At 57.8% G+C, this 24,847-nt stretch carries 23 protein-coding genes and 4 pseudogenes; 13 read left to right on the top strand and 14 right to left on the bottom strand.

Annotation, left to right across the window (positions count from 1 at the left end):
* Positions 1-39: 39 nt before the first annotated feature.
* Positions 40-1,401, bottom strand: coding sequence for a carbamoyltransferase C-terminal domain-containing protein (locus PYH37_RS29870; protein WP_342394764.1), 1,362 nt, complete (start codon positions 1,399-1,401; stop codon positions 40-42).
* Between the two features lie 670 nt (positions 1,402-2,071).
* Positions 2,072-3,091, bottom strand: a complete 1,020-nt coding sequence (locus PYH37_RS29865; RefSeq protein ID WP_280736354.1) for a substrate-binding domain-containing protein — start codon at positions 3,089-3,091, stop codon at positions 2,072-2,074.
* Between the two features lie 160 nt (positions 3,092-3,251).
* Between PYH37_RS29865 and PYH37_RS29860 the strand changes: the two genes are divergently transcribed.
* The 7 genes from PYH37_RS29860 (at position 3,252) to PYH37_RS29830 (ending at position 9,734) form a co-directional block, all read left to right on the top strand.
* The gene (locus PYH37_RS29860) at positions 3,252-4,172 is read left to right on the top strand and encodes a sugar phosphate isomerase/epimerase family protein (RefSeq protein WP_280736355.1); all 921 of its coding nucleotides are present in this window, start codon (positions 3,252-3,254) and stop codon (positions 4,170-4,172) included.
* On the top strand, positions 4,165-5,184 hold the full coding sequence (gene iolG, locus PYH37_RS29855; protein WP_280736356.1) for an inositol 2-dehydrogenase: 1,020 nt from the start codon (positions 4,165-4,167) through the stop codon (positions 5,182-5,184). Before PYH37_RS29860 ends, iolG begins: the two co-directional genes overlap by 8 nt.
* A 29-nt stretch (positions 5,185-5,213) precedes the next feature.
* A complete protein-coding gene (locus tag PYH37_RS29850) occupies positions 5,214-6,239 on the top strand; it encodes an ABC transporter permease (RefSeq protein ID WP_280736357.1) in 1,026 nt (341 codons plus the stop codon).
* Positions 6,239-7,021, top strand: coding sequence for an ATP-binding cassette domain-containing protein (locus PYH37_RS29845; RefSeq protein WP_280736358.1), 783 nt, complete (start codon positions 6,239-6,241; stop codon positions 7,019-7,021). The genes PYH37_RS29850 and PYH37_RS29845 overlap by 1 nt, the downstream gene beginning before the upstream one ends.
* A gap of 20 nt (positions 7,022-7,041) precedes the next feature.
* A complete protein-coding gene (locus tag PYH37_RS29840; RefSeq protein WP_280736359.1) occupies positions 7,042-8,037 on the top strand; it encodes a substrate-binding domain-containing protein in 996 nt (331 codons plus the stop codon).
* A 61-nt stretch (positions 8,038-8,098) separates the two neighbouring features.
* Positions 8,099-8,308 carry a hypothetical protein gene (locus PYH37_RS29835; protein WP_280736360.1) on the top strand — a complete coding sequence of 70 codons (210 nt, stop codon included), beginning with the start codon at positions 8,099-8,101 and terminating at the stop codon, positions 8,306-8,308.
* A 31-nt stretch (positions 8,309-8,339) separates the two neighbouring features.
* The gene (locus tag PYH37_RS29830) at positions 8,340-9,734 is read left to right on the top strand and encodes an amidohydrolase family protein (RefSeq protein WP_280736362.1); all 1,395 of its coding nucleotides are present in this window, start codon (positions 8,340-8,342) and stop codon (positions 9,732-9,734) included.
* A gap of 313 nt (positions 9,735-10,047) precedes the next feature.
* Here the strand turns inward: PYH37_RS29830 and PYH37_RS29825 are convergent.
* Positions 10,048-10,300 (bottom strand): annotated as a pseudogene (locus PYH37_RS29825) (hypothetical protein); the annotation flags it as partial.
* A gap of 1,119 nt (positions 10,301-11,419) precedes the next feature.
* Here PYH37_RS29825 and PYH37_RS29820 point away from each other — a divergent pair.
* From PYH37_RS29820 to PYH37_RS29810, 3 genes and pseudogenes are all read left to right on the top strand, one after another.
* Positions 11,420-11,908 carry an acyltransferase family protein gene (locus PYH37_RS29820; protein WP_280736363.1) on the top strand — a complete coding sequence of 163 codons (489 nt, stop codon included), beginning with the start codon at positions 11,420-11,422 and terminating at the stop codon, positions 11,906-11,908.
* Positions 11,811-13,046, top strand: a complete 1,236-nt coding sequence (locus PYH37_RS29815; protein ID WP_342394763.1) for an acyltransferase family protein — start codon at positions 11,811-11,813, stop codon at positions 13,044-13,046. Before PYH37_RS29820 ends, PYH37_RS29815 begins: the two co-directional genes overlap by 98 nt.
* Before the next feature lie 49 nt (positions 13,047-13,095).
* Positions 13,096-13,487: pseudogene (locus PYH37_RS29810) on the top strand (Hsp20 family protein); the annotation flags it as partial.
* 139 nt (positions 13,488-13,626) lie between these two features.
* Here PYH37_RS29810 and PYH37_RS29805 read toward each other — a convergent pair.
* Positions 13,627-14,217, bottom strand: a pseudogene (locus PYH37_RS29805) (glycoside hydrolase family 19 protein); the annotation flags it as partial.
* Between the two features lie 51 nt (positions 14,218-14,268).
* Positions 14,269-14,487 carry a hypothetical protein gene (locus PYH37_RS29800; protein WP_280736645.1) on the bottom strand — a complete coding sequence of 73 codons (219 nt, stop codon included), beginning with the start codon at positions 14,485-14,487 and terminating at the stop codon, positions 14,269-14,271.
* 572 nt (positions 14,488-15,059) lie between these two features.
* Between PYH37_RS29800 and PYH37_RS29790 the strand changes: the two are divergent.
* Both PYH37_RS29790 and PYH37_RS29785 read left to right on the top strand, forming a co-directional pair.
* Positions 15,060-15,332: pseudogene (locus PYH37_RS29790) on the top strand (beta-barrel domain-containing protein); the annotation flags it as partial.
* Positions 15,333-16,472: 1,140 nt separating this feature from the next.
* Entirely contained in the window at positions 16,473-16,640 is a 168-nt protein-coding gene (locus tag PYH37_RS29785; RefSeq protein ID WP_280736364.1) for a hypothetical protein, read from the top strand.
* A 200-nt stretch (positions 16,641-16,840) separates the two neighbouring features.
* Here PYH37_RS29785 and PYH37_RS29780 read toward each other — a convergent pair whose 3' ends face one another.
* Positions 16,841-17,080 carry a PLP-dependent transferase gene (locus tag PYH37_RS29780; RefSeq protein ID WP_280736646.1) on the bottom strand — a complete coding sequence of 80 codons (240 nt, stop codon included), beginning with the start codon at positions 17,078-17,080 and terminating at the stop codon, positions 16,841-16,843.
* Positions 17,081-17,657: 577 nt separating this feature from the next.
* Here PYH37_RS29780 and PYH37_RS29775 point away from each other — a divergent pair.
* On the top strand, positions 17,658-17,867 hold the full coding sequence (locus PYH37_RS29775; RefSeq protein ID WP_026617575.1) for a hypothetical protein: 210 nt from the start codon (positions 17,658-17,660) through the stop codon (positions 17,865-17,867).
* 141 nt (positions 17,868-18,008) lie between these two features.
* Here the strand turns inward: PYH37_RS29775 and PYH37_RS29770 are convergent, their stop codons facing one another.
* The 8 genes from PYH37_RS29770 to bioB form a co-directional block, all read right to left on the bottom strand.
* A complete protein-coding gene (locus PYH37_RS29770; protein ID WP_280736365.1) occupies positions 18,009-18,593 on the bottom strand; it encodes a hypothetical protein in 585 nt (194 codons plus the stop codon).
* Positions 18,511-18,777, bottom strand: a complete 267-nt coding sequence (locus tag PYH37_RS29765) for a hypothetical protein (RefSeq protein WP_280736366.1) — start codon at positions 18,775-18,777, stop codon at positions 18,511-18,513. Before PYH37_RS29765 ends, PYH37_RS29770 begins: the two co-directional genes overlap by 83 nt.
* A gap of 206 nt (positions 18,778-18,983) precedes the next feature.
* A complete protein-coding gene (gene panD, locus PYH37_RS29760; protein WP_280663485.1) occupies positions 18,984-19,436 on the bottom strand; it encodes an aspartate 1-decarboxylase in 453 nt (150 codons plus the stop codon).
* A 221-nt stretch (positions 19,437-19,657) separates the two neighbouring features.
* Positions 19,658-20,647, bottom strand: a complete 990-nt coding sequence (locus tag PYH37_RS29755) for a beta-ketoacyl-ACP synthase III (RefSeq protein ID WP_280736367.1) — start codon at positions 20,645-20,647, stop codon at positions 19,658-19,660.
* Positions 20,644-21,912 (bottom strand): adenosylmethionine--8-amino-7-oxononanoate transaminase, encoded by a 1,269-nt coding sequence (locus PYH37_RS29750; protein ID WP_280736368.1) that lies wholly within the window; start codon positions 21,910-21,912, stop codon positions 20,644-20,646. The genes PYH37_RS29755 and PYH37_RS29750 overlap by 4 nt, the downstream gene beginning before the upstream one ends.
* A complete protein-coding gene (gene bioD / locus PYH37_RS29745) occupies positions 21,909-22,547 on the bottom strand; it encodes a dethiobiotin synthase (RefSeq protein ID WP_280736370.1) in 639 nt (212 codons plus the stop codon). The genes PYH37_RS29750 and bioD overlap by 4 nt, the downstream gene beginning before the upstream one ends.
* Complete coding sequence (locus PYH37_RS29740) at positions 22,544-23,689, bottom strand: 8-amino-7-oxononanoate synthase (protein WP_280736371.1); 1,146 nt, start codon at positions 23,687-23,689, stop codon at positions 22,544-22,546. The genes bioD and PYH37_RS29740 overlap by 4 nt, the downstream gene beginning before the upstream one ends.
* Complete coding sequence (gene bioB / locus PYH37_RS29735) at positions 23,686-24,705, bottom strand: biotin synthase BioB (RefSeq protein WP_280736372.1); 1,020 nt, start codon at positions 24,703-24,705, stop codon at positions 23,686-23,688. The genes PYH37_RS29740 and bioB overlap by 4 nt, the downstream gene beginning before the upstream one ends.
* Between the last annotated feature and the right edge of the window lie 142 nt (positions 24,706-24,847).

Below are 24,847 nucleotides of genomic sequence, written 5' to 3'. Positions count from 1 at the left end.
CCGGCGGCGCGGGAGGTAGCAGGCAGACCCGTCGATGGATTACGCAATGGGCATCTTACGGAGATAGAAAGCGTCGTTGATAACAAATCCGTCGAGACCTGTAGCCTGGGCATAGGTCAGCAAATCGCTTGCACGATTGATGAAGCCGGCGCCATTGAAGTTCAGGGATGTGTTGCAAAGAACGCCGACCCCGCTTCTCGCCTTAAACGAGGTCAACAACTGAAAGAGGTGCAAGTTCTGCTCCCGCGAAACTGTCTGGGCCCGCGCTGTGCCGTCAACATGCGTGACAGCCTTCAACCGGCTATCGATAACCTTCTGGAAAAGGAGCATGTAGGGCGACGGGCGTGTCAAGTCGAAGTGGCGCGCGATATCTTCCTCCAGGCAAACCGGCGCGATCGGACGGAAACCCTCCCGCTTCTTGATGCGATTCAACCGCTCGTGGGTTGCCTTTGAGAAGGGCGCCGCGAGAATTGACCGGTTGCCGAGTGCGCGCGGTCCGATTTCGCAATTCCCTTGTACCCAACCAATCACCTTGTCATCGAGCAACGCCGAGGCGACTTGATGGTAGTCGAGCGGGTGGACCTCGACTCCGGTCCTGTCGAAGTCGTCAAGTATGAATGGCTGGCCTGAATAGACATTCCATTTGATTTTAGCATTGCCGGTGAAATGCCGCATCGCGTCGACGGCGGTCCCGATTGCCGAGCCTGTATCATTTGCGCACGGCGGTATGAAAACATCAGAAAAAAGGTTTGTTTCGAGCCAACGGCGGTTCCACTCACAATTCAATCCGCACCCGCCGGCAATCAGCAGCGGGAATCCCTTTGTCAGATTCTTCTTTGCAAAAGTGTGGAACGAATCGAAGATGGCGTCCGAAACGCGCTTGGCGAGATTGGTGAACTTCTGATGGGTTACGCCAATGTTATGGTAGGGCGAACTCCGCAAATCCTCCTTTCTCACTGAGGAGCTCAGAATGCCGTGGCGTGGAAGCAGGAAATCTATCAGCGCTTGCTCGTCCCGGTCTGGCGATCCGGTCTGCCCATAGGCGGAAAGCGCCATTAGCTTACCCGCGTCTTCGACGTGCAACCGTCCTCTGTTCGGGTCGGCCAGCGCATAGAGGAAGGCATACTTGTCGCCAGGGCTCGCCATCACTTTTCCCAAATGCACGACCCGCAGGCGCTCATCAATTTCATAGAAATCCCCGAACACCCCTTCCCAGATCAGCAAATAACAGGGCATTCCGGCGGGGAACGGCGACATGCCGTATGTGCCCCAGAGGTGGGAGCGCTCGTGCGTCGAGGAATAGAAGTGCACCTTCCTGCCGAACAAGGTCTTCTCGCCGACAACCTCCGACCCTTGGGCTACGCCCTCGTAGCCTGCCGTGACGGCGCTGTCGCTTGCCATCGCCGTCTTCCGCCACCCACCGATAGCAATCACATCCGGAATGGCGTCGAGGCGGCCAGCGGCGTCGAGAACCGTCGTTGGGTTGATGGCCGAATATCTAGGAAAGCTATCTTTCTCAGGCTCGTATGAATAGATGAGCTCGGCTGCCGATGTGTCCAGTGCTGCAATTGCGCCATCATGATCCGGCTTGATCGAAATTATTCTCATGTTGCCAAACTCCTAGTTGTAAATGGCACACACGTGGATTTCGGGAAAGATCCTTTCGATCAACGCTCATTGTCTTCTCCCATCGCAGTTCCTCTTCTGGGACTCAAAAGTCGTGCCAACTTTCGAAAAAGCTGCCTTTCCTGTCAAATCAATGACTTAATCCGGAGTGCTATGAAATTGGCCCACAGACCGCTACGTCGCAGGCGCGACATTCACGACAGGGATGTCGGTCACTCTTGGACGCGGCGCTGCTCCGAAGAACGCGCCACCGGGGGATGTGCATCCCTACCATTAGCGGCAGTTAGTACACGAGGTCGCGCGCCTCCTGCCAATCTGCTCGAGCGCTACTCATCACGCTAGCGAGCGAAGTTGGCTTCCAGTTGGAAATCGAGCCATGCTCTGAATGAGGCGCTGCTACTCTATCGGGGAAAAGGCTACCGAGTTCGATGAGAAAGTTTGCGGCCTAATCGACTATGTCCAACGCAAATCTTGGCAAATTGAAGCGCGTATGCAGGCCAAAATCGACAAGATGCTGCTCCTTGAGGGGTTGAGGTCTTTTTGCAAGGGCAACATTCACAGCCAGCTTTAGCATCTCGGCCGGGTCTTGCGCGAGAACATATTGAACGACGTCGTCACGCATCAGTGGAACTGTGATTGAGTTTGCTTCGTGGGTTACTACGCGGGTCCGACCAGCCAGACCGGCCTCTTCCAACGCCTTGGCCATGCCTGCATTTCCGCCTGCGACATTGTAGATCGCGGCAACATCTGGATGTTTTTTTAAAAGATCGCGGACCGCCAGATAGGTTTGTTCAGGCGAATCCTCCCCCTTAGCCACATCCGTGAGTCTTATGTTTGGAAAATTTGCCCGAAGGTGCGAACGGAACCCGATTTCTCTGTCTTCATGATTATTAAATGCATAGTCACCAAGAACAACGCCAACGGTAGCAGATTCGCGTTCTTTCAAGAGGCTGCCGATAAGATAGGCGGCAGTCTGCCCGGCACTCCTATTATCAATGCCCACGAAAGCATCGCGGCTGTCGTGAGGAAGATCGGAGACGAATGTAATGACGCGCTTGCCGCGCTTTCGCGCCTGCAACAACAGCGCGTTCATCCGTTCAGTGTTTTTTGCGGTGACGATCAGCGGGCGTGAAACGTCTCTGCAAGCATCGTTTACCGCATCGAGCATCTCGTCTTCGTTCTTTTGAGACATGTCGACGAAGTTTAGAGGAATAGCGCGGTTTTGGCATGAGGCCTGAATCTGCATCGCAAACCCACGGCCTACTCGGAGCACGGCATCTGCGGCGCTGCTTGCGGGAAGCCCTCCATTCTCCTGTGGAGCCCGGCCGAGCTGTTCGAGCGCCCGATTGATGACTTGTTCGGTACGGGGATGGATGCCGCCTCGTTTATTAAGAGCGCGGTCTATCGTCGCGCGGGACAGTCCGGTCACCTTTATTAATTCGTTCATCGTTACCCGACGCGTCACGGCTAGCTCTCCCTTGAATGTCTCAAATTACCTCATCTTGGCGCTTACGCAACATCAATCGGGCCTTTTTTCTACGATTTGTCACGTTTATGCCCTTTTGACCGAAAAAGAGGTTGACCGCATGTAAGGTTTGCGACAATGTCTCAGTATAAGAAACAAAATGAGACATCGCAAGGCTTGGGAGGTCGTCTTGGCTTGTATCGAGGTTGGAAACGCTCCGGACTCGTGGGGCGTGTGGTTTCCGCATAATGACCGCCAAGTACCGTGGGACGTATTCCTGGATGAGGTCGCGGCAGCGGGCTATTCCTGCATTGAGCTGGGCCCATGGGGATATTTGCCGACTGAGGCGTCGGCACTGAAGGCCGAACTATCGAAGCGCAATTTGACGTTAGCGGCGTCCACGGTTGGATGCAATTTGCTCAATGAAGAGAGCATCGAGAGCCTTCTTATTCAGCTTCCCGCGATCACCGCGCTTCAAAAAGAGCTTGGTGCAAAGTTCGTCGTTTTGCTTCCTGAGATGTTCACCGACCTGTTCACCGGTGAAGTCGTCCTCAACAAGCAATTGTCTGCGGAAGAGCGTGAACGCTTCAACCGCAACATTGGCCGGATCGGCAAGTTTATCCGCGAACAGTACGGGCTTGTTTTGGCCGCACATCCGCATGTCGACAGTCATCTGGAAACAGAGGAAGACATCGAGAGCCTCTTGGCATTGACTCCCGCCGAAGATGTGGCGCTATGCCTTGACGTCGGGCACCATGCGTATGGCGGCGGTGACGCGTGCGCCTTCTTGAAAAAGCATGCGAACCGCATCCCCTACATTCACCTGAAAAACTGCGACGCGGATGTTCTGGCTGACATGCGGCGCGAGGGTTGGTCGTTCGCGCATGCCGTCACGAAAAACATCATGTGCGAACCATGGAAGGGATTGGTCGATTTCAAACAGCTGAAATCGGTCCTCGATGAAATCGGGTACCAAGGCTACGCGGTCGTGGAACAAGACATGTATCCGGCTCCCCCCGAACGGCCTTTCCCTATTGCACGCGCCACCCGCAAATATCTCAACGACGTCGGAATTGGTTGAAGAAATGACGAACCAAAAGATCACAGTGGCGCTGATCGGCGCCGGATTTATCGGTGAGCTTCACGCGAAAAACTTGGCGCGGCACGCTGATGTGGCGCTAAAGTATGTCGTAGAGCCATCTGAAGCGCTAGGCAGAAAGGTGGCAGACGCGACCGGGGCTAGGTGGCTGTCCGACGCGGCAGAAGCATATGAGGATTCGAGTGTTGAGGCGGTGTGGATTGCTTCTCCGGCCAACACACACACGGACTTTATCCGGCGCGCCGCCAAAGCAGGCAAAGCGATCTTCTGCGAGAAGCCTGTCGGTATGAATATGGAGGACGTCGATGTCCTCGTTTCGGAATTGCGCGAGTATAAGCAACCGATCCTGATTGGTTTTAATCGGCGCTTCGACGCCAGCCATGCCCGGCTCAAGGAAATTGTCGAAAGTGGTGCGATTGGGGAGGTCGAGATGGTGTCCATCACGAGCCGTGACCCCAATCCGCCGCCACCGGCCTACATGAAGGCCACACCCGGCGGCATCTTCTATGACACCATGATCCATGACTTCGATATCGCGAGGTGGGTTCTCGGCGTCGAGGCGACCGAAGTCTACGCCACGGCGAGCAGTCACATCAATGGGGAACTGAACCCGGACCGGGAGTACGATGCTGCAACCGCGACGCTGAAAACCACATCTGGAGCAGTGTGCCAAGTGTCCGCAAGCCGACGCGCCGTCTACGGCTACGACCAGCGTATCGAGGTCTTCGGTTCTAAGGGGATGGTGCAGTCGCAAAACCACGGCAAGACCAATGTAAAAGTCTACGGCGCGGATGCGATCCGTACGGACCCCCTGAAGAACTTTTTCATCGATCGATACGCCGATGCCTATGTTCGCGAGATCGATCAATTCGTCGGAGCCGTCCGCGGCGAGACCACCAATTTTCCAAATGTGTGGGACGGTCGTCAGGCGCTGCACATCAGCATGGAGGCGCTTAAGTCAGCGCGAAGCGGCTCGCCAGTGAGCCTGAAATGACCGATGGCTCGTCTAGGGAGGAGAAGCCAATGGCCTTGGATACACATCAAACCGTCACAGGAAGCAATGGCGAAGCAGCAGCGATCAGCGCTAAACGGCCTGAGAAGACCTTCATCGACAAGCTGATGCTTCGGCCTGAGTCGGGCGTCGTCATCGCTGCTATTGCCGTGTACCTATTCTTTTCAGCGTTCGCTCCGCACTTCTTCTCGGACCGGGTTGCCTCGAACCTTCTGCTCAGTTCGTCGACGCTCGGCATCATAGCCGTCGGTGTCGCCGTCCTGATGATCGCCGGTCAATTCGATCTGTCAGTTGGTTCGGTCTACGGTCTATCAGCTGGGATGGTGATCATGGGCGTAAACGCCGGAATCCCGGCGATCGTTATGCTGCCGATCGTTTTGGTCGCCGGTCTGCTGGTGGGGGCGTTCCACGGGGTTCTCGTAACAAGGTTGCAGATACACTCGTTGATCATCACGCTCGGAGGCTTGATGTTTTACCGAGGTGTACTCCTGGCGCTAACCCAAGGGTTTCCGATCCGGTTGAAAACTCCCGATCCCTTCCTTCGAGCCTTCGATTTCAATTGGAACGGGATACCGGGGCCGTTCTTCTGGTTCCTCGTGCTCGTTGTCATATTCGCTTTCGTTTTGACCTCCACTCGATTTGGCAACTGGCTCTTTGCTACAGGGGGGTCGCCTGAGGCTGCGCGAGGCATGGGTGTTCCGGCCGAGGGGGTCCAAATAGCAGCGTTTGCCCTGAATTCGATGATGGCATGTCTTGCCGGGTATGTCTCCGTCGCGCGTTTCTCAAGTGTGGATGCGCTGCGTGGACAGGGAATGGAACTGGAAGCCGTTCTGGCGGTGGTTGTCGGTGGTGCGTCTCTCAATGGTGGATACGGCAGCATTGTGGGTGCAGCTTTGGGCGTCCTGATCATCAGCATGATCCAGCAAGGTCTGCTTCTGATGGGCATCTCAGTTTACTGGTACCAAGCCGGCATTGGTTTGCTGCTGATCGTCGCTGCTGTTGTCAATCAACGCGTGAGAATAAGGAACGGCGTGTGATGACCAAGGATTTAGCTTCTCCACTTCTCGAACTCAAGGAAATCACGAAGTCCTTCGGCCGCGTTCATTCTCTGCGTGGCATCAACATGGACGTGAGGCCAGGTGAGGTCTTGGGACTGCTTGGGGATAACGGCGCAGGCAAGTCGACGCTGATCAAGGTCTTCGCTGGCGTCCATCAGCCGACGAGCGGTCAGATCATCTGGCAGGGTCAGCAGACGTCCATCGACTCTCCGAGAAAGGCCATGGCGAAGGGGATCTCGGTTGTCTATCAGGACTTGGGGATCATCCCGCTCCTGAGCATCTACCGGAACTTCTTCCTTGGCCGCGAAGAGGAAGTGTCGGTGAAATTGCCGGGTTTGATGCTGCTGAAGAAACGGCAGATGCGCGAGATCGCTCGCAAATCGCTTTCGCAGTTGGGAATTCACATCGCCGATGTCGATTTAACGGTTGCCCGCCTTTCCGGCGGCGAACGGCAGTCGATTGCAATCGCAAGGGCGGTGCATTTCCAGTCCAAGCTGCTGATCCTCGATGAGCCGACTGCGGCGTTGAGCCTGAAGGAAACGGCGAAAGTGCTCGCCTATATTCAGGAAGCCAAGCGTCAGGGCGTATCGGTCGTCTTTATCACTCACAACATCTCCCACGCATATGAGGTCTGCGATCGGTTCACCGTGCTCTATCACGGCAAGGTCGCGGAAACGACGTCTCGCGAAGACGTCAGTGAGCAGGAACTGGCAAATCTTATCAACACGGGAACACGAGCGAGCAGCAAGCTTGCCGTCTAGGAGGCTAACGGGAGGAAACCATGGCCAATATCTCTGTAAGACTGATGACAACGGGCATTCTGGCGGCTGCGGCAGCAACGCTTGCTGCGGGGACTTCACTGGCAGCCGACCGCTGCGAGGGCAAAAAGCCATACCTCATTTACTACGCAACGCACGCAATTGCGGAGCCGGTTTGGGCGACCGTTAAGAAGGGTGCCGAGCAAGGTGCGGATGACAATTGCTTGAAGATTAAGTGGACGCAGGACGACAAGTTCTCGATTGAGACAACGATCAACCGCATGGAAACGGCAATCACGGAGAAGCCTGACATGCTCGTGATCACGGCCACCGATCCGACAGCAATGCGGCCGACAATCGAAAAGGCAAAAGCGGCTGGAATCCCGATGATTGCCATTAACGTGCTCGACCCGGCCCCAAAAGATCAGCGCGTGCCGTACCTGATCGGCATTGGCGCTGACCTTTATCAGAGTGGCGTTGCAGCCGCCGAGCAGGTCCTGAAGGTCAATCCTCATCCAAAGCGCGGAGTCGTTCCAAATCATGTTCCCGGTCACGTCGGCTTGGAGCAAATGGCAAAGGGATTTACGGACACGCTTGCGAAAGCCGGTGCCCAGACGGAGGTTATCGCCATTGGCACCGACGTGTCTCAAAGCTCTGCGATGCTGTCGAACTACTTCCTGGCCCATCCGGATACCGACGCTGTGTTCTGCATGAATTCGGGGCCGTTCTGCTTCGAAACATTGCTCGACGTCGAGCGCCGAGAAAACCTGTCCAAGAGCGTGTCGAATGTGACATTCGACGTCTCGCCAGCTTTGCTCGACGCAATCGCGAGCGGCGAGGCGATTGCTGGTATCGACCAACTTATGTACCTGCAGGGCTATCTTCCTGCGGTAATCGCTAGAACCTACTTGGACTACGGCATGATGCCGGGCGCTGACATCTCCACTGGCCCCGCCATCATCGACAAGTCCAATCTCGACAAGGTCAAGTTCCGCTTGATGGAGGGGGGTCTCAACTAACCGGTTAGCTTCGGGCGCGACATACGTGTTTGTCGCGCCCGACACGTTTTGAGGCAGCACAATGAAACTGGTTCATATCCCCAAAACCAGGTTTTGCACGATCTCCGAAATCGTGGAGAAAACCGGTTTTGACCGGGCTACTGTGCATCGCGCGTTGAAGAACGATACATCCGTCAAGTTCGAAGTTCGCGAGAAAATTTCATATGCGATCTTCGATCTGAATAACCAGGCTATCGCCAAATACCAGGCTGAGCTGCGGCGGTTGACATAGGCGCGGCGACAACTCGAGAAGCGACGAGAAAATGCAGTTTGATGTCACGAAGTTCCGCGATTTAGCGGACTATGTCACGTCCCTCCAGATGTGTAGCACCCACGAGCACACCGAATTTGAGTCAGAATATGTCCGTAACCCTCCGGACATATTAGCCAACCTGTTCGATAACTATATCATCAATGATCTTGCAGTAGCGGGTGCTGATCCGGAGAGCCTCCGACGCCTTTTGGCGAAAGGTGTTGACAGTATTGCGATCCGGTTTGCTGGTGTAGCAGAAGCCTGGAGCCGGGCGCAGTACACTGGTTACGGTGAAGCCGTTAAAATGATCGCAAAAGCTCTTTACGGTATTGAAGAAATTGACGGATTGGCACTTGAACATAACCAAACGAGATATTGCGGCTCTCCTGGGGAACGCCTTACACTCTTACGTAATCAAGGAAATCTTGACCATGTCCAGATAGACGCGATGGACTGGAACATTCCCTCGGAGGCTTTGGGCCAGGATTTCTTCCTGTACGATATCAACCTATGCCGGTTCTGCGATGGCACTCCCGATTTTGAGAGAATCGCAAGAACGACAGGTGTGGACGTCTCTGATCTATCGAGCTTGGAGCGAGCGATTTCGACGATATTCGAGAGCAACGGCAACCTGGCCGTAGCAATAAAATCCCAGCACGCTTATCACCGCACACTGCGGTGGCAGGTCCGTGATGAGTCGAGTGCGGCCGAAGCACTTGACAGATGGAGGCGTGACGGGCCCGGTACTGCGGCTGAGACGAGAAACTGTCTTGGTGACTGGTGCATCGACCTGATCGCGCGCTTGGCTGCCGAGCACAAATTGCCGTTTAAACTCCATACTGGCTATCTCAACGGGTTTGGCGGATTTCCAATCACCGTCTCTCGTGCTGAAATGCTTCACGAACTTTTGCACGCACACCCCAATACGAATTTTGTACTCATGCACATTGCCTACCCTTACGAGAACGAACTTGTTGCGGTTGCGAAACAGTTCCCGAATGTTGCAATCGATTTATGTTGGGCTTGGGCGCTAAACCCACGCGCCACGTCGGAATTCGTGCGCCGAATGATACATGCTGTTCCCTCCCATAAAATCTTCGCATTCGGAGGCGACTCGCGCCTTCCGGCGGCATCGGTTGGGTATGCCTTCCAGGCGAGGAATTGGTTACTTAAAACGTTGGAGCAGGAGATCAATGATGGGTTCATAGATGAACGGGGGGCGATCGCGCTAGCCCATCAATTCATGAATGCCAATCAGTACGCTTTTTTTGATATTGAGATAAAAAAAGCACGGATGCGAAGTTCCCGCACTATGCCCCAGCTGAATCCGGACCAGGCAATTGCCATTTTTGACAAGGCGACACATGCCGCGTGGAATGACAATCCAGGAGACTATAGAGTTTAGCGGACGAGCCGCTTTCTGTTCGTTAGTTGAGGTCGGTGCCGCACCTCTGTCCTCGGCGACTACCAAATCCACCTTTTCGATCTTCAGGTAGTCCAGTCGAAGTTGGTTCGACACCTTTTTTGCCGAAAGGTTTGATCGCATTTAGTACCCGCTGAAACCTCTGGTCAGAGGTTTCAGCGCCGTCGCTTTTGCTGCCCAACTCAGCTCGAATAGACTCGCGCGTAGCTGGTACGGATGATTAGACTCTCGAGGGGCCAGTTCCGCTGGCGCTCGAAGCAGGACCCGCGCGACACAACACACGGGCGACTTCCCAGTATCGATAATACCCATAAATAGGTGGAGCGCCGCGCTTGCACTTGATCTCTTCCTTGTATTCGTCGTCGTCCACTTGCGCTCGATCTTGCAGCGCCCCCGCAGCGATACTCTTCTTTGGCTCTGCGCTCGTATTGCGGTTCATCATAATAACGGTACGAACGCCAGCGCTCGTGACCACTTTCGTCTTTCCAAGGATCGGCCAAGGCGCCCCCCGCACAGGCGGTCAACGCTATGCCAGCGGCGGCTAACATGGGCACGGTCGGCAGGTTCTGATGCATGACGAAGCGCGTCCAGATGAGGCGGCTGTTACCCAGCACGATGGAAAACAAACCAGACTATCCTGGGGGTCGTCGGTTCATCGGTGAAGACGACATGAAACTGGGCAAAATCGACTTGCGCCTGCTCGCCCGGCGGTGTCTCGAAGCGAACCTCAAAACCTTGCTCGCTCGGCGGCCGAATGTCGCGCAAGACGTCGGTCAGCGCCGTGTAGCCGCCGGAATAGCCGAGATCCTTGATCTCGCGGAAAAGCAGCCGCGCGTGTCAGGCCGGGATAGTCTGCACGCGTCTGCGAAGAAAGGCCGCGAAGGGTCGATCACCGTCGCTCTTGGCTTGCGGGCCAATAGACCGGAGCCTCCAGCCCGCACTCGATGTACTTGTCGCACCGTCTTGCGATCGAATACCAGCCTGCCTGGCGATCGTAGATCCAGGATCATCATCATCTCCCGCAGCTTGATCACCGAAATCCCCTTCCGACCATCGGAAGCAGTATCGGTGATGACATGTTACCGGTCTTCCGGGCGCGCCCCCGGAAGACTGGTCACAGCGCAAAGTGGGGAAGATTCAAACGGCACATTTGGGGAGTATTGTTCCCGGTATCGACAGCGGTAGGTATCCAGCGGCCTTAAACCGGCATGCGGAAGCCGATAGTGCGAGTCGTGGTGGTGATTGTTGGTCCCGCGAATGCGGTCCGAAGCACCAGATGCAGAAGCCTAATGGCGAACGCGCGTGGCGGGCGCTCTGATGGCATCGGCGAGGTTACCGACTGCTTGCCGTCCGTAAGTTTTTGGCCTCCGTCAAAGCGTCGAGCCAAAGGCGTGTGCAAGCGATCCATAGCGTGGATGTATGGCATCCAAACAATCGACTTTGCGAATTAGCCGTCCATGCTCCATTAGACGAAAAGCAAGTACGCCTACACCTGCTGCCGGCGATTTTCTTAATTATGGGCGAGTGCAGCAGATCGGCCGAAATCAATCCAGCGAATGATTCTAGAAAGCACCAGTTTCACATCGTTGCTGCGGATACCTACGGCTGACCAACGTGCCTAACGCCTCAGTTCATCCAATTAAACCGGGAATTTCATCAGGTCGTCTATGCCGCGAGACTTTCGAGCCGATGTCCAGGCCTTGCGGGGTCCAGCTGTCCTACTGGTTGTCCTTTATCATACCCAACTCGCGCCGTTTGGTTATCTCGGCGTTGATATTTTCTTCGTAATTTCGGGCTTTCTGATCACCGGCCACATCGCGACCCGGCTTGAGCAGTCACGGTTCAGCTTTTATGAATTCTATTATCGTCGTGCGAAGCGTCTGTTGCCCGCGGCCTATGTGGTCATTGCGCTCACGACGATCGCTGCACCCTTCTTCCTTTCAGATGTAGGCCTGCGGGACTTCCGAAGTCAGATCCTCGGGGCGCTCACATTCACCGGCAACATCGTTCTCTGGACTCAGGCGGGCTCGCCTCCCGGCGCTCGTCCTTGTCCTCCTTATTCCCATTGGACCTTCTGGTTCGCAGAACCCGATCGTGGATGCCGCTTTGGTCTGCTTGGCAACCGTGATCCTCCTGCTGTCGCCCAGCAGGGATAATGTGGCGGTTCGAAGCATGGCAAGGATCGGGGATATCTCCTACTCGCTTTATCTGGTTCATTGGCCGGTGCTTGTATATGTAAGGGCTGCTTGGCTGGAAGAGCCTCCTGCGCTTGCGATCTATGCGGCAGTTGCCTTCTCAGTTGTAGCGAGCTCAGTTCTTCACCGTTTCGTGGAAAGGCCGTTCCGGCAGGGATTCGTCGCATCTCGTGGACGGATGGCCTCAGGACTCGTTGCGGCGACGGTTCTTCTCGGCTTCGCACCGTCAGTCGACATTGGCGCAGCCGAAAGTAGGGTTGGCTTTTCCGAGAGCCGACGGATCAATTACGGCCTGGGAAGTGCATGTGATTTCACATCTGGATCGCCTCCTCAGGAAATTCCGGAGGCCTGCCAGACGACGGACAGGCCCGAATTGCTGGTCTGGGGCGATTCATTTGCCATGGCACTGGTTCCCGGCTTGGCCAAAACGGTCGGAGAGGCCGGCCTGGCTCAGCTCACAATGAGCGCGTGCTTCCCCGCCATCGGCGTTGCTGCCGTCTCCAAGCGCGCAGCGTCTCCCTCCTTCGGCGAGGACTGTATCCGCTTCAATGACAGTGTTTTGGGTATCCTGAAAAATCGGCCGGAGATAAGGACCGTTGTCATTTCGAGCCCATTTGACGCCCCTGACTCCAAAGACTTCATGCTGCTTAAGAGGCGTGACGGTACATTCACGGAAGTTGAAACTTCGGTAGATGGAGCCGTTGAGGGTATCAAGTCTCTCGTCGAGGCGGTTCGCGCTTTAGGCAGGCGAGTGGTCGTAGTTGCTCCCCCGCCAGTCGCAGGCTTCGATATCGGAGATTGCCTTGAGCGAAAGGTGAGGGGAAGTCTTATGCTCGGGCGGCACAGTGATTGCAAAATCTATGTCATCGACTACCGCCGGATGCGATCCCGCACTCTCGAGCTCTTGAACCAGGTGGCCGTGAAAGCTGACGTAGAGGTTGTCTCTTACCACGACTTTCTCTGCGACGACACAAAATGCAGAACCGAGATCGATGGCAAATTCCTCTACCGGGACAGCGGCCATCTTTCCTATGAAGGATCAGAGATTATCGCTCGAAAGACAGGACTTGCTGAGAGGCTGATCAGGGCTGCTCGTTAGAGCATTTTCGAGATGGATAATGTTTCAAGACTAATTTTTCAGGCGGAGTGAACCGCGCTCCCTCAACGCTGACGACTGGCCGCCCTATAACATCGTCAAACTTGGCGAAGATGCTTACCGCATCGCCATCGCGGTGGCGGGGTTTGCCGCGGACGAACTGACGATCACCCACGAGGCGCGAACATGCTCGGGGTCAACGGCGCGAAATCGGAGGAAGAAGAGGTACAGTACCTCCATCAAAAACTCCCACTTAGACCGTTTGTGCGGAGATTTGAACTCGCCGATCATGTGGTCGTCGAGGGCGCCAAGCTCCAAACCGGGCTACTCGTCATCAACCTGAAGAAGGAAATACCCGAGGAGATGAAGCCGCGTCGGATCGCCATCGAAACCGAGATGACGAAACCGGCTTCGAAGCAGCTCGAAGGCGATAAAGCCGCCTGATGCCGTCCCTCAGCCGCTCGATCCTCGCCTGTTGCCGAATGGGCGAAGGACCCAGCTGCGCCGAAAATTGGAGCAAAAGAAACCGAAGAAAGGAGGACAGCCATGAGTGTACGCAACCTGATCCCGTGGAGCCGAGGCGTAGCGCGCCGAACGCGGCGAGGATCAGGAGGAGGTTTTGCCAGCGAAGGCCGCCGACCGCCGTGATAGCGAAACCACGCCGCCGATCGTACTGGGACCAAGCACCTCGTTCGGCTTCCACCACGGCGCATCAAGGCTGGCAGGCGTCACAGGAACCGAAACCGCTTCTCCTCGGTTACAGGCGCCGTTTAACCTCCGGCCGTGACGCCTTGCATGGCAGCCCGCGTTTTCGGCGCGATATCGCCGTCTACGTCAAGCCGCTGATCGGCCTGGAACTGGACCACGTTGTCGGCGCGGTACCCGAGGAGAGCGAGATGTGTGCCAGCCGGTCTAACCGATCGGACAGGCCGTTCTTACCTCCGTTGACTTTCTTCGTACTGGTCTCAGCGTCGCCTTCGTCGGCCCAGCGGTTAAGTGTCATGGCGCTGCTGTGACGGCGTTGGCCCCCAGGTCTCGCGATCGTAGCGGAAGTCGCCGCTCTCATGCATGAGCTGTGCGAAATACTGAGCGAGCCGGTGCGGCCGATCCATGCCGAACCGGTCGCCGTATTTGACCAAAGCACGAGCACGGACGCGAGATTGCCCTCGTTCACCCTGCCCTTTGCGGCAGAGCGAACCTGCTGAGCGGTAGGCCGCCTAGTTGCTCACTCATCCATCGCGAGACTCCCCTTCGTTAGCATTTGCATCAAAGCCAGTTCGCTTCGAACTCCCTGCTGATACAAGTGAAAGAGCATTCTGCCCAATTCTGTGCCCCCGTCGCTGTCGGGCTCCAGATCATTTGCTCCGCATGCATAGAAATGCACCCTTCGAAGCATCTTTATTTCTTCGTCGCCAATCCCCATGTCCGAAAAGCGAAGAGCCACTTGAACCTCCACTTTTAAAGGAACGTTGCGATGATTTTCATATATTGGGAGGGGGAACTTTCGTTTCCAGTATGGGCGGTGCGCGGGCGCGGCTGGTTGAACGCCAAATTTTAGAGAGATTGGTTTCGATTGCCCCGTCCGGCTTCCTTTTTCACGGATGAAGTCTAGCAGGATCGCCGCGCTCCGCGGCATGGTGTTATCCGAGGGGCGCTTTGCCGGCGTGGAACTTTTTTTCCTAAGCAACCCCGTCTTTGGCTCGTCAAAGAGAGCGAGCGAGGAGAGCTATGGACGTGCAGACGGCAGGAATGGCGCTGCTGTTTTTGGCGGCCCCTGAGTTGCGCGATCATGCGTGGATGCCGCAGGATTACGTCTTTTTTGAAGTTATGCGAGGTGTGTGAGGAGGCGCGCTTGCATCGCGGCGTTCTTCGATGCTCACCACAGAAAAACAATACCGCCCTGCTCCGTTCCGAGAAGAAGTGCAAAAGCGGCATTCGCATGCATTCACGAGCACCAGAAATTCTCGGGCATGGTTTGAAACACACACCCATCAGAGCGGCAACGTTGCGATCATAAGGATGTCAGCCTTCAATCTGAGAGCCACGCCGGAATTGAACGGATATGTCAGCCGGGTCGCTGCCGATCTGGCGACGGACGAAAGAGCCGGCATTTCCTACTACCTGGTGCGCCTGTCGGTTCCGCATGCGGAACTGACCAAGCTCAAGGACCTGACGCTCGTGCCCGGCATGCCGGCCGAAGCGATGGTCCAGACGGGTGAGCGAACGGCTCTTTCTTATCTTGTGAAGCCGCTGTCCGACCAAATCAGTCGGGCATTCCGGGAGGAATGAAATTGGACCGTTTCGCGCGGAAGTCTTTTTTGCGAGACGTTGACGTTATGGTGGCGGTTGGGTGGCCGCCAGTTTCTCCCGCTCGTAAGTTCCCTCCCCTGAGAGCATCTCTCAACGATAACGCCACCGTTGCCCGTTTCAAACCGAACGATCCGCGCGGCCCGGTTTCAGGCAAAGTTTGCCCGAGTCGGGTTCCGCGCTCTATCCGGTGCCGCTCCGTTTCCTGAAAGCCGCCAGTCGGGTTGCGCAACAGGATTGGGCAGGAAGGGGTCGTTTCCCGCTAAGCCGTTTTCAACGACTGAGCAACGCAAGCGGACGGGCGATCAGATGATTCGGCCGACAGTCTTGTGCCCCCAAATGCGAGCAGGCTGGTACTTTTGCGAAATGGCAGATAGTAGAGATGACTTTGCGGAAACGCTATTTTTCGTTGTCAGCGCCGACATTCGCAAGTTGATGACGGGCGAACGAAGTGCGCGTTCCATCGTGTTGCGGCGATAGCAGATACCTGCAAGCTCTTCCGCCACTCGTTCACAAGCGGACGAGCCTCCGATCGACCAAACCAGCGTCCACTAACGGCAGCTCTTCGGCTACCATGTCAGGGCCATACGCATCATTGTCCGGAGACCTTGCCCGCAGCATCAGCAACGCCGTAGCGGTTCAGTGTGCGCTTTACGCCACTGGGGAGTTCTGAGTCTTCGACAAGCAGCGTGAGTGAAGGTGGCCGGAGCTCGGGATAAACGCGGAAGAGATGTTACAGTACGACCTTGGCGAGGGCCGCCCCTCGTCCCGACCATATGCCTCAAGCATCCCGGAGACGGCAGGCTCTTGGAGCGTAACCGGTCTGATAGCCGTCTCGATTTTTCCATGTATTGAGGAGCAGGCCTTCCTGATCCAGAACGGCATGTCTGAGCAGAAAGATGATATCGCTTCTAGCGCTGGCTCCTCGAAGCGGAGTCCTGCCAGCGCGCCAATGTTCTTGATCATTGCATTGGCAGCGCCTCGCTGCACAAGACTGAGGTACTCCTCCGGGATGGATGCTAACGCTGCATTTTCGGCCCATAGACCGACCCCACAGCGAACCTAGCGACTGGAGACGCCGCTGACTAACAGCGACGCTCGTCGCTCATCGCGAGCGGCCGCATGGTAGGCCGCCCGAACGTTGCGCCAGAACTCGACGAACCCGGCCCGCCATCGCTCGCCGCCGCCGTCACGCGGTGTGACATAGTCAATCTCGTCGAAGGCGAGGACTACGGTGCGGTCGAATTGACCGAGTGCTGCCTGGAATTGACGCGCGGCCTCGGCAAGTGATGGGGCAGAAAGGCTCGCATCCACCTCGGCGTAAGCGCGACCGGATGCTTTGAGGCAAGGAGGGAGAGAGTGATGGAGTGGAGCAGTCCCGCTGCATCCATGCCAAAAACGTCGTCCGGTTGGCAGTCTATGAACAGCGCGACGGCATTGAGTAGCAGCTGTACCACGAAGGGGTTGGCGCAGGTCGGCAACTAGGTCGTTTACGTCCTCCAGGCCCACCGAATGCCGGAAAAGGTCTTCCCCAACGCCCGAGACCAAGTGGGCGTCTTTTTTCGGATCGTTCGCCGCGCTCGAGTGATGCTTGCCAGATGACAGATCAGGCTGTCCGTGTCGCCCAAGCTCACCGCGCGTGTCAGCAGCTTCAAGCGGTCCAGCATTGTTCGTGCACCATCGAATCCCGCATAAAGGCCGAAGGCGATCATGCCGGACCCCTGGGCCATCTGCTTGCGGGCTATTGCATGATCGGCATGCGACTCCAGGAAAGGGTAGCTCACGCCGATGTCTGCGAGGGCGACCGGTATCGCAGTATGATGCCACCCGGCACCACCTTTCAGAAATCACGCCCGCCGTCACGGCGGCCAATGCGGTCGTCATGCTTCAATGCCTGGCCAGCTCTACTTGTCATCTTCTACCGACGCCCGTTGGACGCGCAATATAAATGCCGGGTACGGAATTCCCTTAAAAGTAATACTTGAAAATAGACTCGACCGGAAAGTCGTTCTCTGGTTCTATCCTGGGGTACTGTTTCCGAGTAGCAAGGGCGTAGCAATGGCTTACGACTGGGATGGAAAGCGCACACGTCGGCTCCAAATGCTCAGGTTCATGGGAGCTCTGGCTATACCTGCTCTACTATTCGGCTCCGCCATTGCGGCACTGCAGTGGACCGATACGGATGGTTCGGCCGTGAGGACGGCTCAATTTCGATAGTTCTCCAGCGAAGCTGCACCCGTTCAATTCAGACTGAAACGCAGAGGCACAAAGGGTCTTCCGTCGCATCGGATGGCGGAGCGAGGGGAAATGATGAATTCAGCTCAAACCTTGAGTTTCGATCCAATTGGGCCTGACGAGTTGGACATGATCGGAAAGGCCTTCCAAGACGAGCTGCAAAGGCGCGCTTTGTCACGCAAGTCTGAAGAAGCTGAAGCGCTCGCCGCAAAACTGATCAACGCTTATCAAGCAGGGATTCGCGACGACCTGGGCTTGAGTATTGTCGCTGGGCTGTCCTGAGGCGCCGCGCGCGCAGCGGCGAATACAGACTGAGCCGATTGATGGCTGCCTGCTCAGCAGGCTCTCGCACTCATTCAATTGAGTGCCGGCGAGGGCTTCGCCGCCAAGTAAAGACGACGCAAGTGTGGAGCGCCGCCGAGTTCATGAAACGTCGAATCGCTCAAGCATCTTCATAAGCTGAACGTTCTGCAGATGAAGCTTTTCAGCGAGTTGGGCCCTCAGCATTTTGATTTCTTCGTCGAGCGTTGCCATTTCATGGAAAAACAAGTCTCGTGACGACGAGGATCGCAAGCCTTGATGATGCTTTTGGGCGACAACGCTCTGCGTAGCCACGTGGGCGTTGGCTCTCTTGCCACCTTCTCCACGCTTGATCCACGGTTTGCCTTGCGACTTTGTGCTTGCCGCCCTTTTCGGAACCAACGAATTCGCTTCGGCACCCGAATGGTCGCCTTCATGACGCGCAGTTGTTTGAGCCTCTTCAGCATCGGTCGGCGGTGTTAATGCCTGTGCGCCATCGCCTTCCGCCTTATCCGAGGCGACCGACCCTTGATCAACCGAGACGTCCTCAGGTGGGCTGGCAGCGAGCGTCGAACTGGGCGGAAGTGCGGACGTATGCTCCACTTCGCTCTCGAGAGCCCCGGTGTCATTCCTGATTGAACTCTCTTGCGCTTCCGCCGATGGTCGCCGGGACATCAATTGGGCAACAAATTTCCACGGTGATTTCATAGTCTTCCCATCTTGAGCAAGCCGGACTGCGATCCTGTTGAGCTAGTTTTTTCTCACCCAAGCATCTTTTGTATGCGGCTGGGACAGGTTCGACAGCAATCTGCTTCTTTGTCTCCGGTGTCTTTTCCGTGGCGACCGTCTCGACAATCCCGGCAATTGGGTCTGTACTCTTCTCTTCAGCCATCAGATGATCCCCTCTGGAAGCGGAAGGCTGTTTTCGACCGAGCGAAAGACCGAGTCAACAAAGCTCTCCTATCTACAGAGACGCCCGCAATCTTGGGCAAAGCTCGGCCGTCTGAGATTTCCGCGATCCCCAACTCTCCGACGAAGCGTCCAATCTTGCTTCATTTAAGGCGCAAGCGCGCGGGGGCGTCGGCGCTTAGTGAGCTGTTATGTACCACACACCAACACCGGTACAGGCAACACGGTGTTTGCCTCATCGAGGATATCGAACGTGTATTTTCCCTCCGGATTGATGTCAACTGAATAGCTCAGGCGATCGCGTATATGATTGCTTTCGTCGAACGTGAGCACCTTCGGCTTCAACGACGTAATCCGGCTTTCGTCGAGATAGACCGAGTTGCAAATGATGATCTGGTCACCGGGCTGGCAGGTGCGCGCTGCGGCTCCGTTGAGAACGCAGCACCGCGACCCGCGTTCACCAAGAATGACGTATGTTGAGATTCGGGCGCCGGAATTCCTGTTCCAGATCTCGACAAACTCCATGGGCAGGATACCAGCTTCCTCGCAATGGTCCGGGTCCAGCGTAATTGATCCGTGATAGTTGAGGTTTGCCTCAGTCACGTAGATACCATGCAGTTTGCCTGCGACAAGCTTTCTCATGTTCCCTCACCGTTACTTTCGTCGTGCCTTTATTAGAGGAAAGTCTGCCAGACCGGAAGGCACTCGTATGCCAGACTGTCAGGCACCAGGTGGAGGTTACCGATCGATAGCAGCATTCTGCCGCCTTAAGAGATTCGAACAGTCGACCCACAACATGCCATTGCCATGTCTCACCTCGTTTCCTCCTCTCGCCTCATATAGCCGGCGAGGTTCCGAATCCCCTAAATGCTGAGGAGCACAGCCCCTCCGGTCATCCCCGCGCCGGCCGCCGCCAACAACAGCTTCTCCCCAGGCACGAAGGACCTGGCTTTGTGCGCAAGCGACAGCGAGAGCGGGATCGTCGCTGCCGACGAATTGCCGTGCTCCTCGATGGTGCGCACGGTCTTTGACGGATCGATGCCGAGATTGTCGCAAACCGCATCGAAGATCCGGACATTCGCCTGATGCGGCACAAAGCGGCTGACGTCCCCGGCGCCAAGACCGGCATTGGCGAGCGCGCGCTTTGCGCAAACCGTCATCATTTCCACGGCCCGGACGAAAACTTCCCGCCCGTCGCGCATGGTCATCAGGACATCCTCCGCTGCCATGCCTGGCGCAAAGGGACGGCTGCTGCCGCCGGCTTGAATCGTGATCAGGTCGTAGCCGCTCCCGTCCGATGAAAGATCGACGCCGATGAGCCCCTTGCCCTGAACGTCGCAAGGCGCGACGACGACGGCGCCGGCCGCATCGGCGAAGAGCACGGCGCTCGCGCTTTCCGCCAGATTGATCCGGCGGCTGAGGATATTGGCCGCAACGACAAGGACCGCTCTCCCCTGCGCGCGGACGAAACCATCGGCAAGCGTCAGCGCGTAAAGAAAGCCCGAGCAGGCGCCGGCAAGGTCGATTGCACCGGAATTGGCAAGCCCGAGCCGATGGGCGAGCAGCGGCGCGGATGGCGGCAGCAGGTGATCGGGCGTCGAGGTCGCAAGCAGCGTCAAGGCGATGTCACCCCGTGAGATGCCCGAGTCCTGAAGCGCCGCCTCCCCCGCTTTTGCCGCAAGTCCGCTCAGCGTATCTCCCGTTTCCACCCAGCGCCGCGCACGGATGCCCGTCCGCCGCTCGATCCAGCCCGGCTCAAGGTCGAGCCTCGTTTCGATCTCGGCATTTTCGACGCGCCGCGCCGGCACGTAATGGCCGAAGCCGGCAAGGCGGGATGACCGGACGCTGCTCATAGCCACCCCGCCGCGAAGGCCGACGCCGCCTCGTCGATCGCGTCATACGCCCGGTCGAGATCTGCATCCGAGACGCAATAGGGCGGCATCAGATAGATGACATTGCCGAGCGGCCGGATGAGGAGCTTGCGCTCGCGAAAGAAGCCCCGAAGCCGCGGCCCGACCTCCGAAAGATAGCCGCCGACTGGCACGGCGAGATCGAGCGCGGAAACGGTGCCGGCCTGGCGAATGTTGCAGAAGCGCGGGTCGCCTTCGAAGCGCCGCAGGTGGGTCTTCTGCTTCGCCGCAAGCGCCTCGATGCGCACCCTTACCGGCTCCGTCTTCCAGATTTCGAGATTGGCAAGGGCGGCCGCGCAGGCGATCGGGTTGGCCGTATAGGAGCTCGAATGAAAGAACGTCCTGCGGCGGTCGGTCGAAAGATGCGCCTCGAAGATTGCAGCCGCGCAAAGGGTCGCCGCCAGCGGCAGCGCGCCGCCTGTGAGCCCCTTCGAGGTACAGAGGATATCGGGCGCAACCCCAGCCTGCTCGCAGGCGAAGAGTCTACCCGTTCGGCCCCAGCCGGTCATCACCTCGTCGGCGATCAAGAGGCTGCCGTGCCGCTCGGCGATCCGCTTCAGTTCGGCAAGGACGGCGGGCGGATAGATCTTCATTCCGCCGGCGCCGAGCACCAGCGGTTCCACGAGCAGTGCCGCCACCTGGCCGGACGCGCAAGATGCCTCGAAGGCATCGAGCGTCTCCTGCTCGCGGCCGGCTTCGGGAAACGGCAACCGGTCGACGGCGAAGAGAAGCGGCTCATAGGCCGCATTGAAGACGCCGCGCTCGCCGGCCGACATCGTGCCGATGGTGTCGCCATGGTAGCCGTGCTCAATCACGCAGATGCGGCTGCGCGGGGCACCGATATTGTGGAAGAAGCCAAGCGCCATTTTCAGCGCCACCTCCACCGCAGTCGAGCCGCTGTCGGAATAGAAGACATGCTTGAGGCCAGTGGGCGCAATCCCGATCAGCCCGTCGGCTAGCTCCTCCGCCGGCGCGTGGGTATATTCGGCGAAGATGATCTGGTCATAGCTCTCCGAGGCGCGACGGATCGCTTCCATGATGGCCGGGTGCCGATGGCCATGGGTGATCACCCACCAGGACGAGATTGCATCGAGGATCGGCGCGCCATCCTCATCGATGAGGTAGGCGCCCTCGGTGCCGACGACCCGTTTCATCGGGGCTTCGAGCGCATGCTGGGTAAAGGGATGCCAGACGGGCGAGGTTCTCATACTGCGGCCTCGCGGAACCGGTCGATATCGAAATTCGCGCGAAAAGCTTGCCGCAGAGCATCCGGCGTCAGCGGCTCGAGCCGCGGCAACCGACCGAGCACGCGGACCTGCCCGAGGACGGCAATAATGGCTTGAGTGTCAGCCTGCTCGTCGCCGATGAAGGCAACGCCGAGGACCGGGATCGAACGAGCCCGCAGCGCTTCGAGCGATAGCAGCGTGTGATTGATCGTCCCGAGCCCGGTGCGGGCGCAGAGGACAACGGGAATCCGCCAGCGCGCGAAGACATCGGCAAAGATCGTCTGGTCCGTCAGCGGCACCATGAGCCCGCCGGCGCCTTCGATGACGAGCGGCGCGTCGGTCTCAGGCGGTGAAAGATCGTCGGCCAAGATCGTGACGCCGTCGAGCTTGGCAGAGAGATGCGGCGAGGCGGGTGTCGTAAGTCTGTAGGCCTCCGGCAGAATGCGGTCGGGCGCTATTTGCCCGAGCTGCCGCGCGGTTTCGCTGTCTGTTGCGTCCTCGAGTCCGGACTGCACCGGCTTCCAATAGTACCCGGAAAGCGCATCGGTGAGTGCTGCGGCAAAGACTGTCTTGCCGATGTCCGTATCGGTGCCGGTGATCAAAAGGCGAAGCGTCATGGCTGCTCCTCCGCCATCGCGATCTTCAGTCTCTCCAGCATGTCAGCGATCGCCGACCTATCGACATTCAGCGTTATCGCGATCCGGAGCCGCGCCGTACGTTCAGGCACCGTCGGCGGGCGGATGGCGCGGATATCGAAGCCTTCGGCGCGCAGGCGCGCCGCGATCCTCACCGCCCTGGCATTGTCACCGATCATAACCGGCAGGATCTGCGATCCGCTGCCCTTTACACCGAGCATTACGGCAAGTGCCTCATTGGCGAATATTCTGAGCTCATCGAAAGCCGCTCGGCGCTGCGGCTCATCCGCGAGAATCCTCAATGCCTCGCGAACGGCGGCGGCAGTCAGTGGCGATGGCGCAGTCGAATAGATGAAGCCGCGGGCGCGGTTGACGAGGTAGTCACAAAGGATCGCATTCGCCCCCAGCAACGCGCCCGAAACCCCGAGTGCCTTGCCGCAGGTATGCAGTACGACGATATTTTCCCGGTCTTCCAGCGAAGCTGAAAACCCGCGGCCGCCGGGGCCGAAGACGCCGGTCGCATGCGCCTCGTCGATCACCAGAAAGCCGTCGTGCCGGTCCGCGAGCGCCGCGAGTTCGGCAAGCGGCGCCCGGTCGCCGTCCATCGAATAAAGACTTTCGACGGCAATCCACGGATGCCCCGTTCCGCCGGCGTCGCGCCACCTGCGAATCGCGTCGGCAAAGGCATCCGCATCGTTGTGCCGCACCGCTACCCTCGGCGCCTTGCTAGCCGCAATGCCCTCATGGGCGCTCGCATGAATCAGCTCGTCGTGGACGATGATGTCGTCGCGCTGCGGCAGGGTCGAGAAAAGCGCCACATTGGCCGTATAACCGCTGCCGAAAAAGAGCGTTCGGCTCGTGCCGAAGAACTCGGCCGCCTCCGCCTCCAGTGCCTCATGCTCCGGATGGTTGCCGCGCAACAGCCGCGAACCGCCGGCGCCGACCGGCACGCCATAGTCGATCGCCGTGGCAATGGCAGCCTTGAGGCGCGGCGAATCGGCGAGCGCCAGATAGTCGTTCGAGGTGAAATCGACGCCTTGCAGGGCCGCAAGCGCCCGGCGCCGTCCCTTGCGCTCGAGCCCCGCCAGCGTCCTCTCGTAACAGACGAGAGCGCGCAGCGTCATTCGGCCGGCTCCGGTTCGGCCAGATGCAGTTCCATCGCCTTCAACCCGAGGCGGCGGAACAGCGCCGCATCATGGTCCTCGCCGGGGTTGCCAGCCGTCAACAGCGTCTCGCCGACGAAGATGGAATTGGCGCCGGCAAAGAAACAGAGCGCCTGCATCTCGTCGCTCATCTCCGTGCGCCCGGCCGAGAGACGGACATGCGATTGCGGCATCAGAAGACGGGCGAGCGCGATAGTGCGGATGAAATCGATCGGATCGACCGGCGGCTGGTCGGCGAGCTTCGATCCGGGGATGGGGATCAGCATGTTGATCGGCACGCTTTCCGGAGCGGCCGGAAGATTGGCGAGCGTCACCAGCATTGCGATACGGTCGTCGACCGTCTCCCCCATCCCCAGGATGCCGCCGGCGCAGACCTTGATCCCCGCCTCGCGCACATTGGCGAGCGTCTCCAGCCGGTCGGCGAAGGTCCGTGTGGTGATGACCTCGCTGTAGAAGCGCTCGGACGTATCGAGATTGTGGTTGTAGTAGTCGAGACCGGCATTCGCCAGCCGCTCCGACTGCGCCGGCGTGAGCATGCCGAGGGTCATGCAGGTCTCCATGCCAAGCGCCTTGACGCGCTCAACCATGGCGACGATCGTCTCCATGTCGCGCTCCTTCGGGCTGCGCCAGGCGGCCCCCATGCAGTAGCGCGTCGCACCGCCCTCCCTGGCCCTCCGTGCCCCCGCAACGACCCGCTCGACCTCCATCAGCTTCGAAGCCTTGACCCCGGTCGGGTAATGCGCCGACTGGCTGCAATAGCCGCAATCCTCCGCGCAGCCGCCGGTCTTGATCGACAGGAGCCGACTCATCTGTACGGCGTTTGGATCAAAATGCGTGCGATGGACGGACTGGGCGCGGAAGAGAAGATCGTTAAACGGCAGATTATAGATTTTTTTTGCATCGCCGAGTGTCCAACGCTCTGCGGCAGCACCGGAACTGGCCGAACTTCTGTCCCCTGAAGCGCGTGCATCCAGCATGCTTAGCAATCTCCCCCTGTCTTCACGATCTATATAGATAGATTTGCATTTTTATCTATAATCTCGCGGGTGACGGAGGCGCAACCGCCTAAACGGCGAGCTGGAGTGGAACTTCAACCATCACGAGATTCCGGAATCGGCG

It is taken from the genome of Sinorhizobium numidicum, from assembly GCF_029892045.1.
GTDB lineage: Bacteria > Pseudomonadota > Alphaproteobacteria > Rhizobiales > Rhizobiaceae > Sinorhizobium > Sinorhizobium numidicum.
The sequence above is the reverse complement of the archived record's forward strand: the minus strand, read 5'-3'. Positions and strand labels throughout refer to the sequence as shown.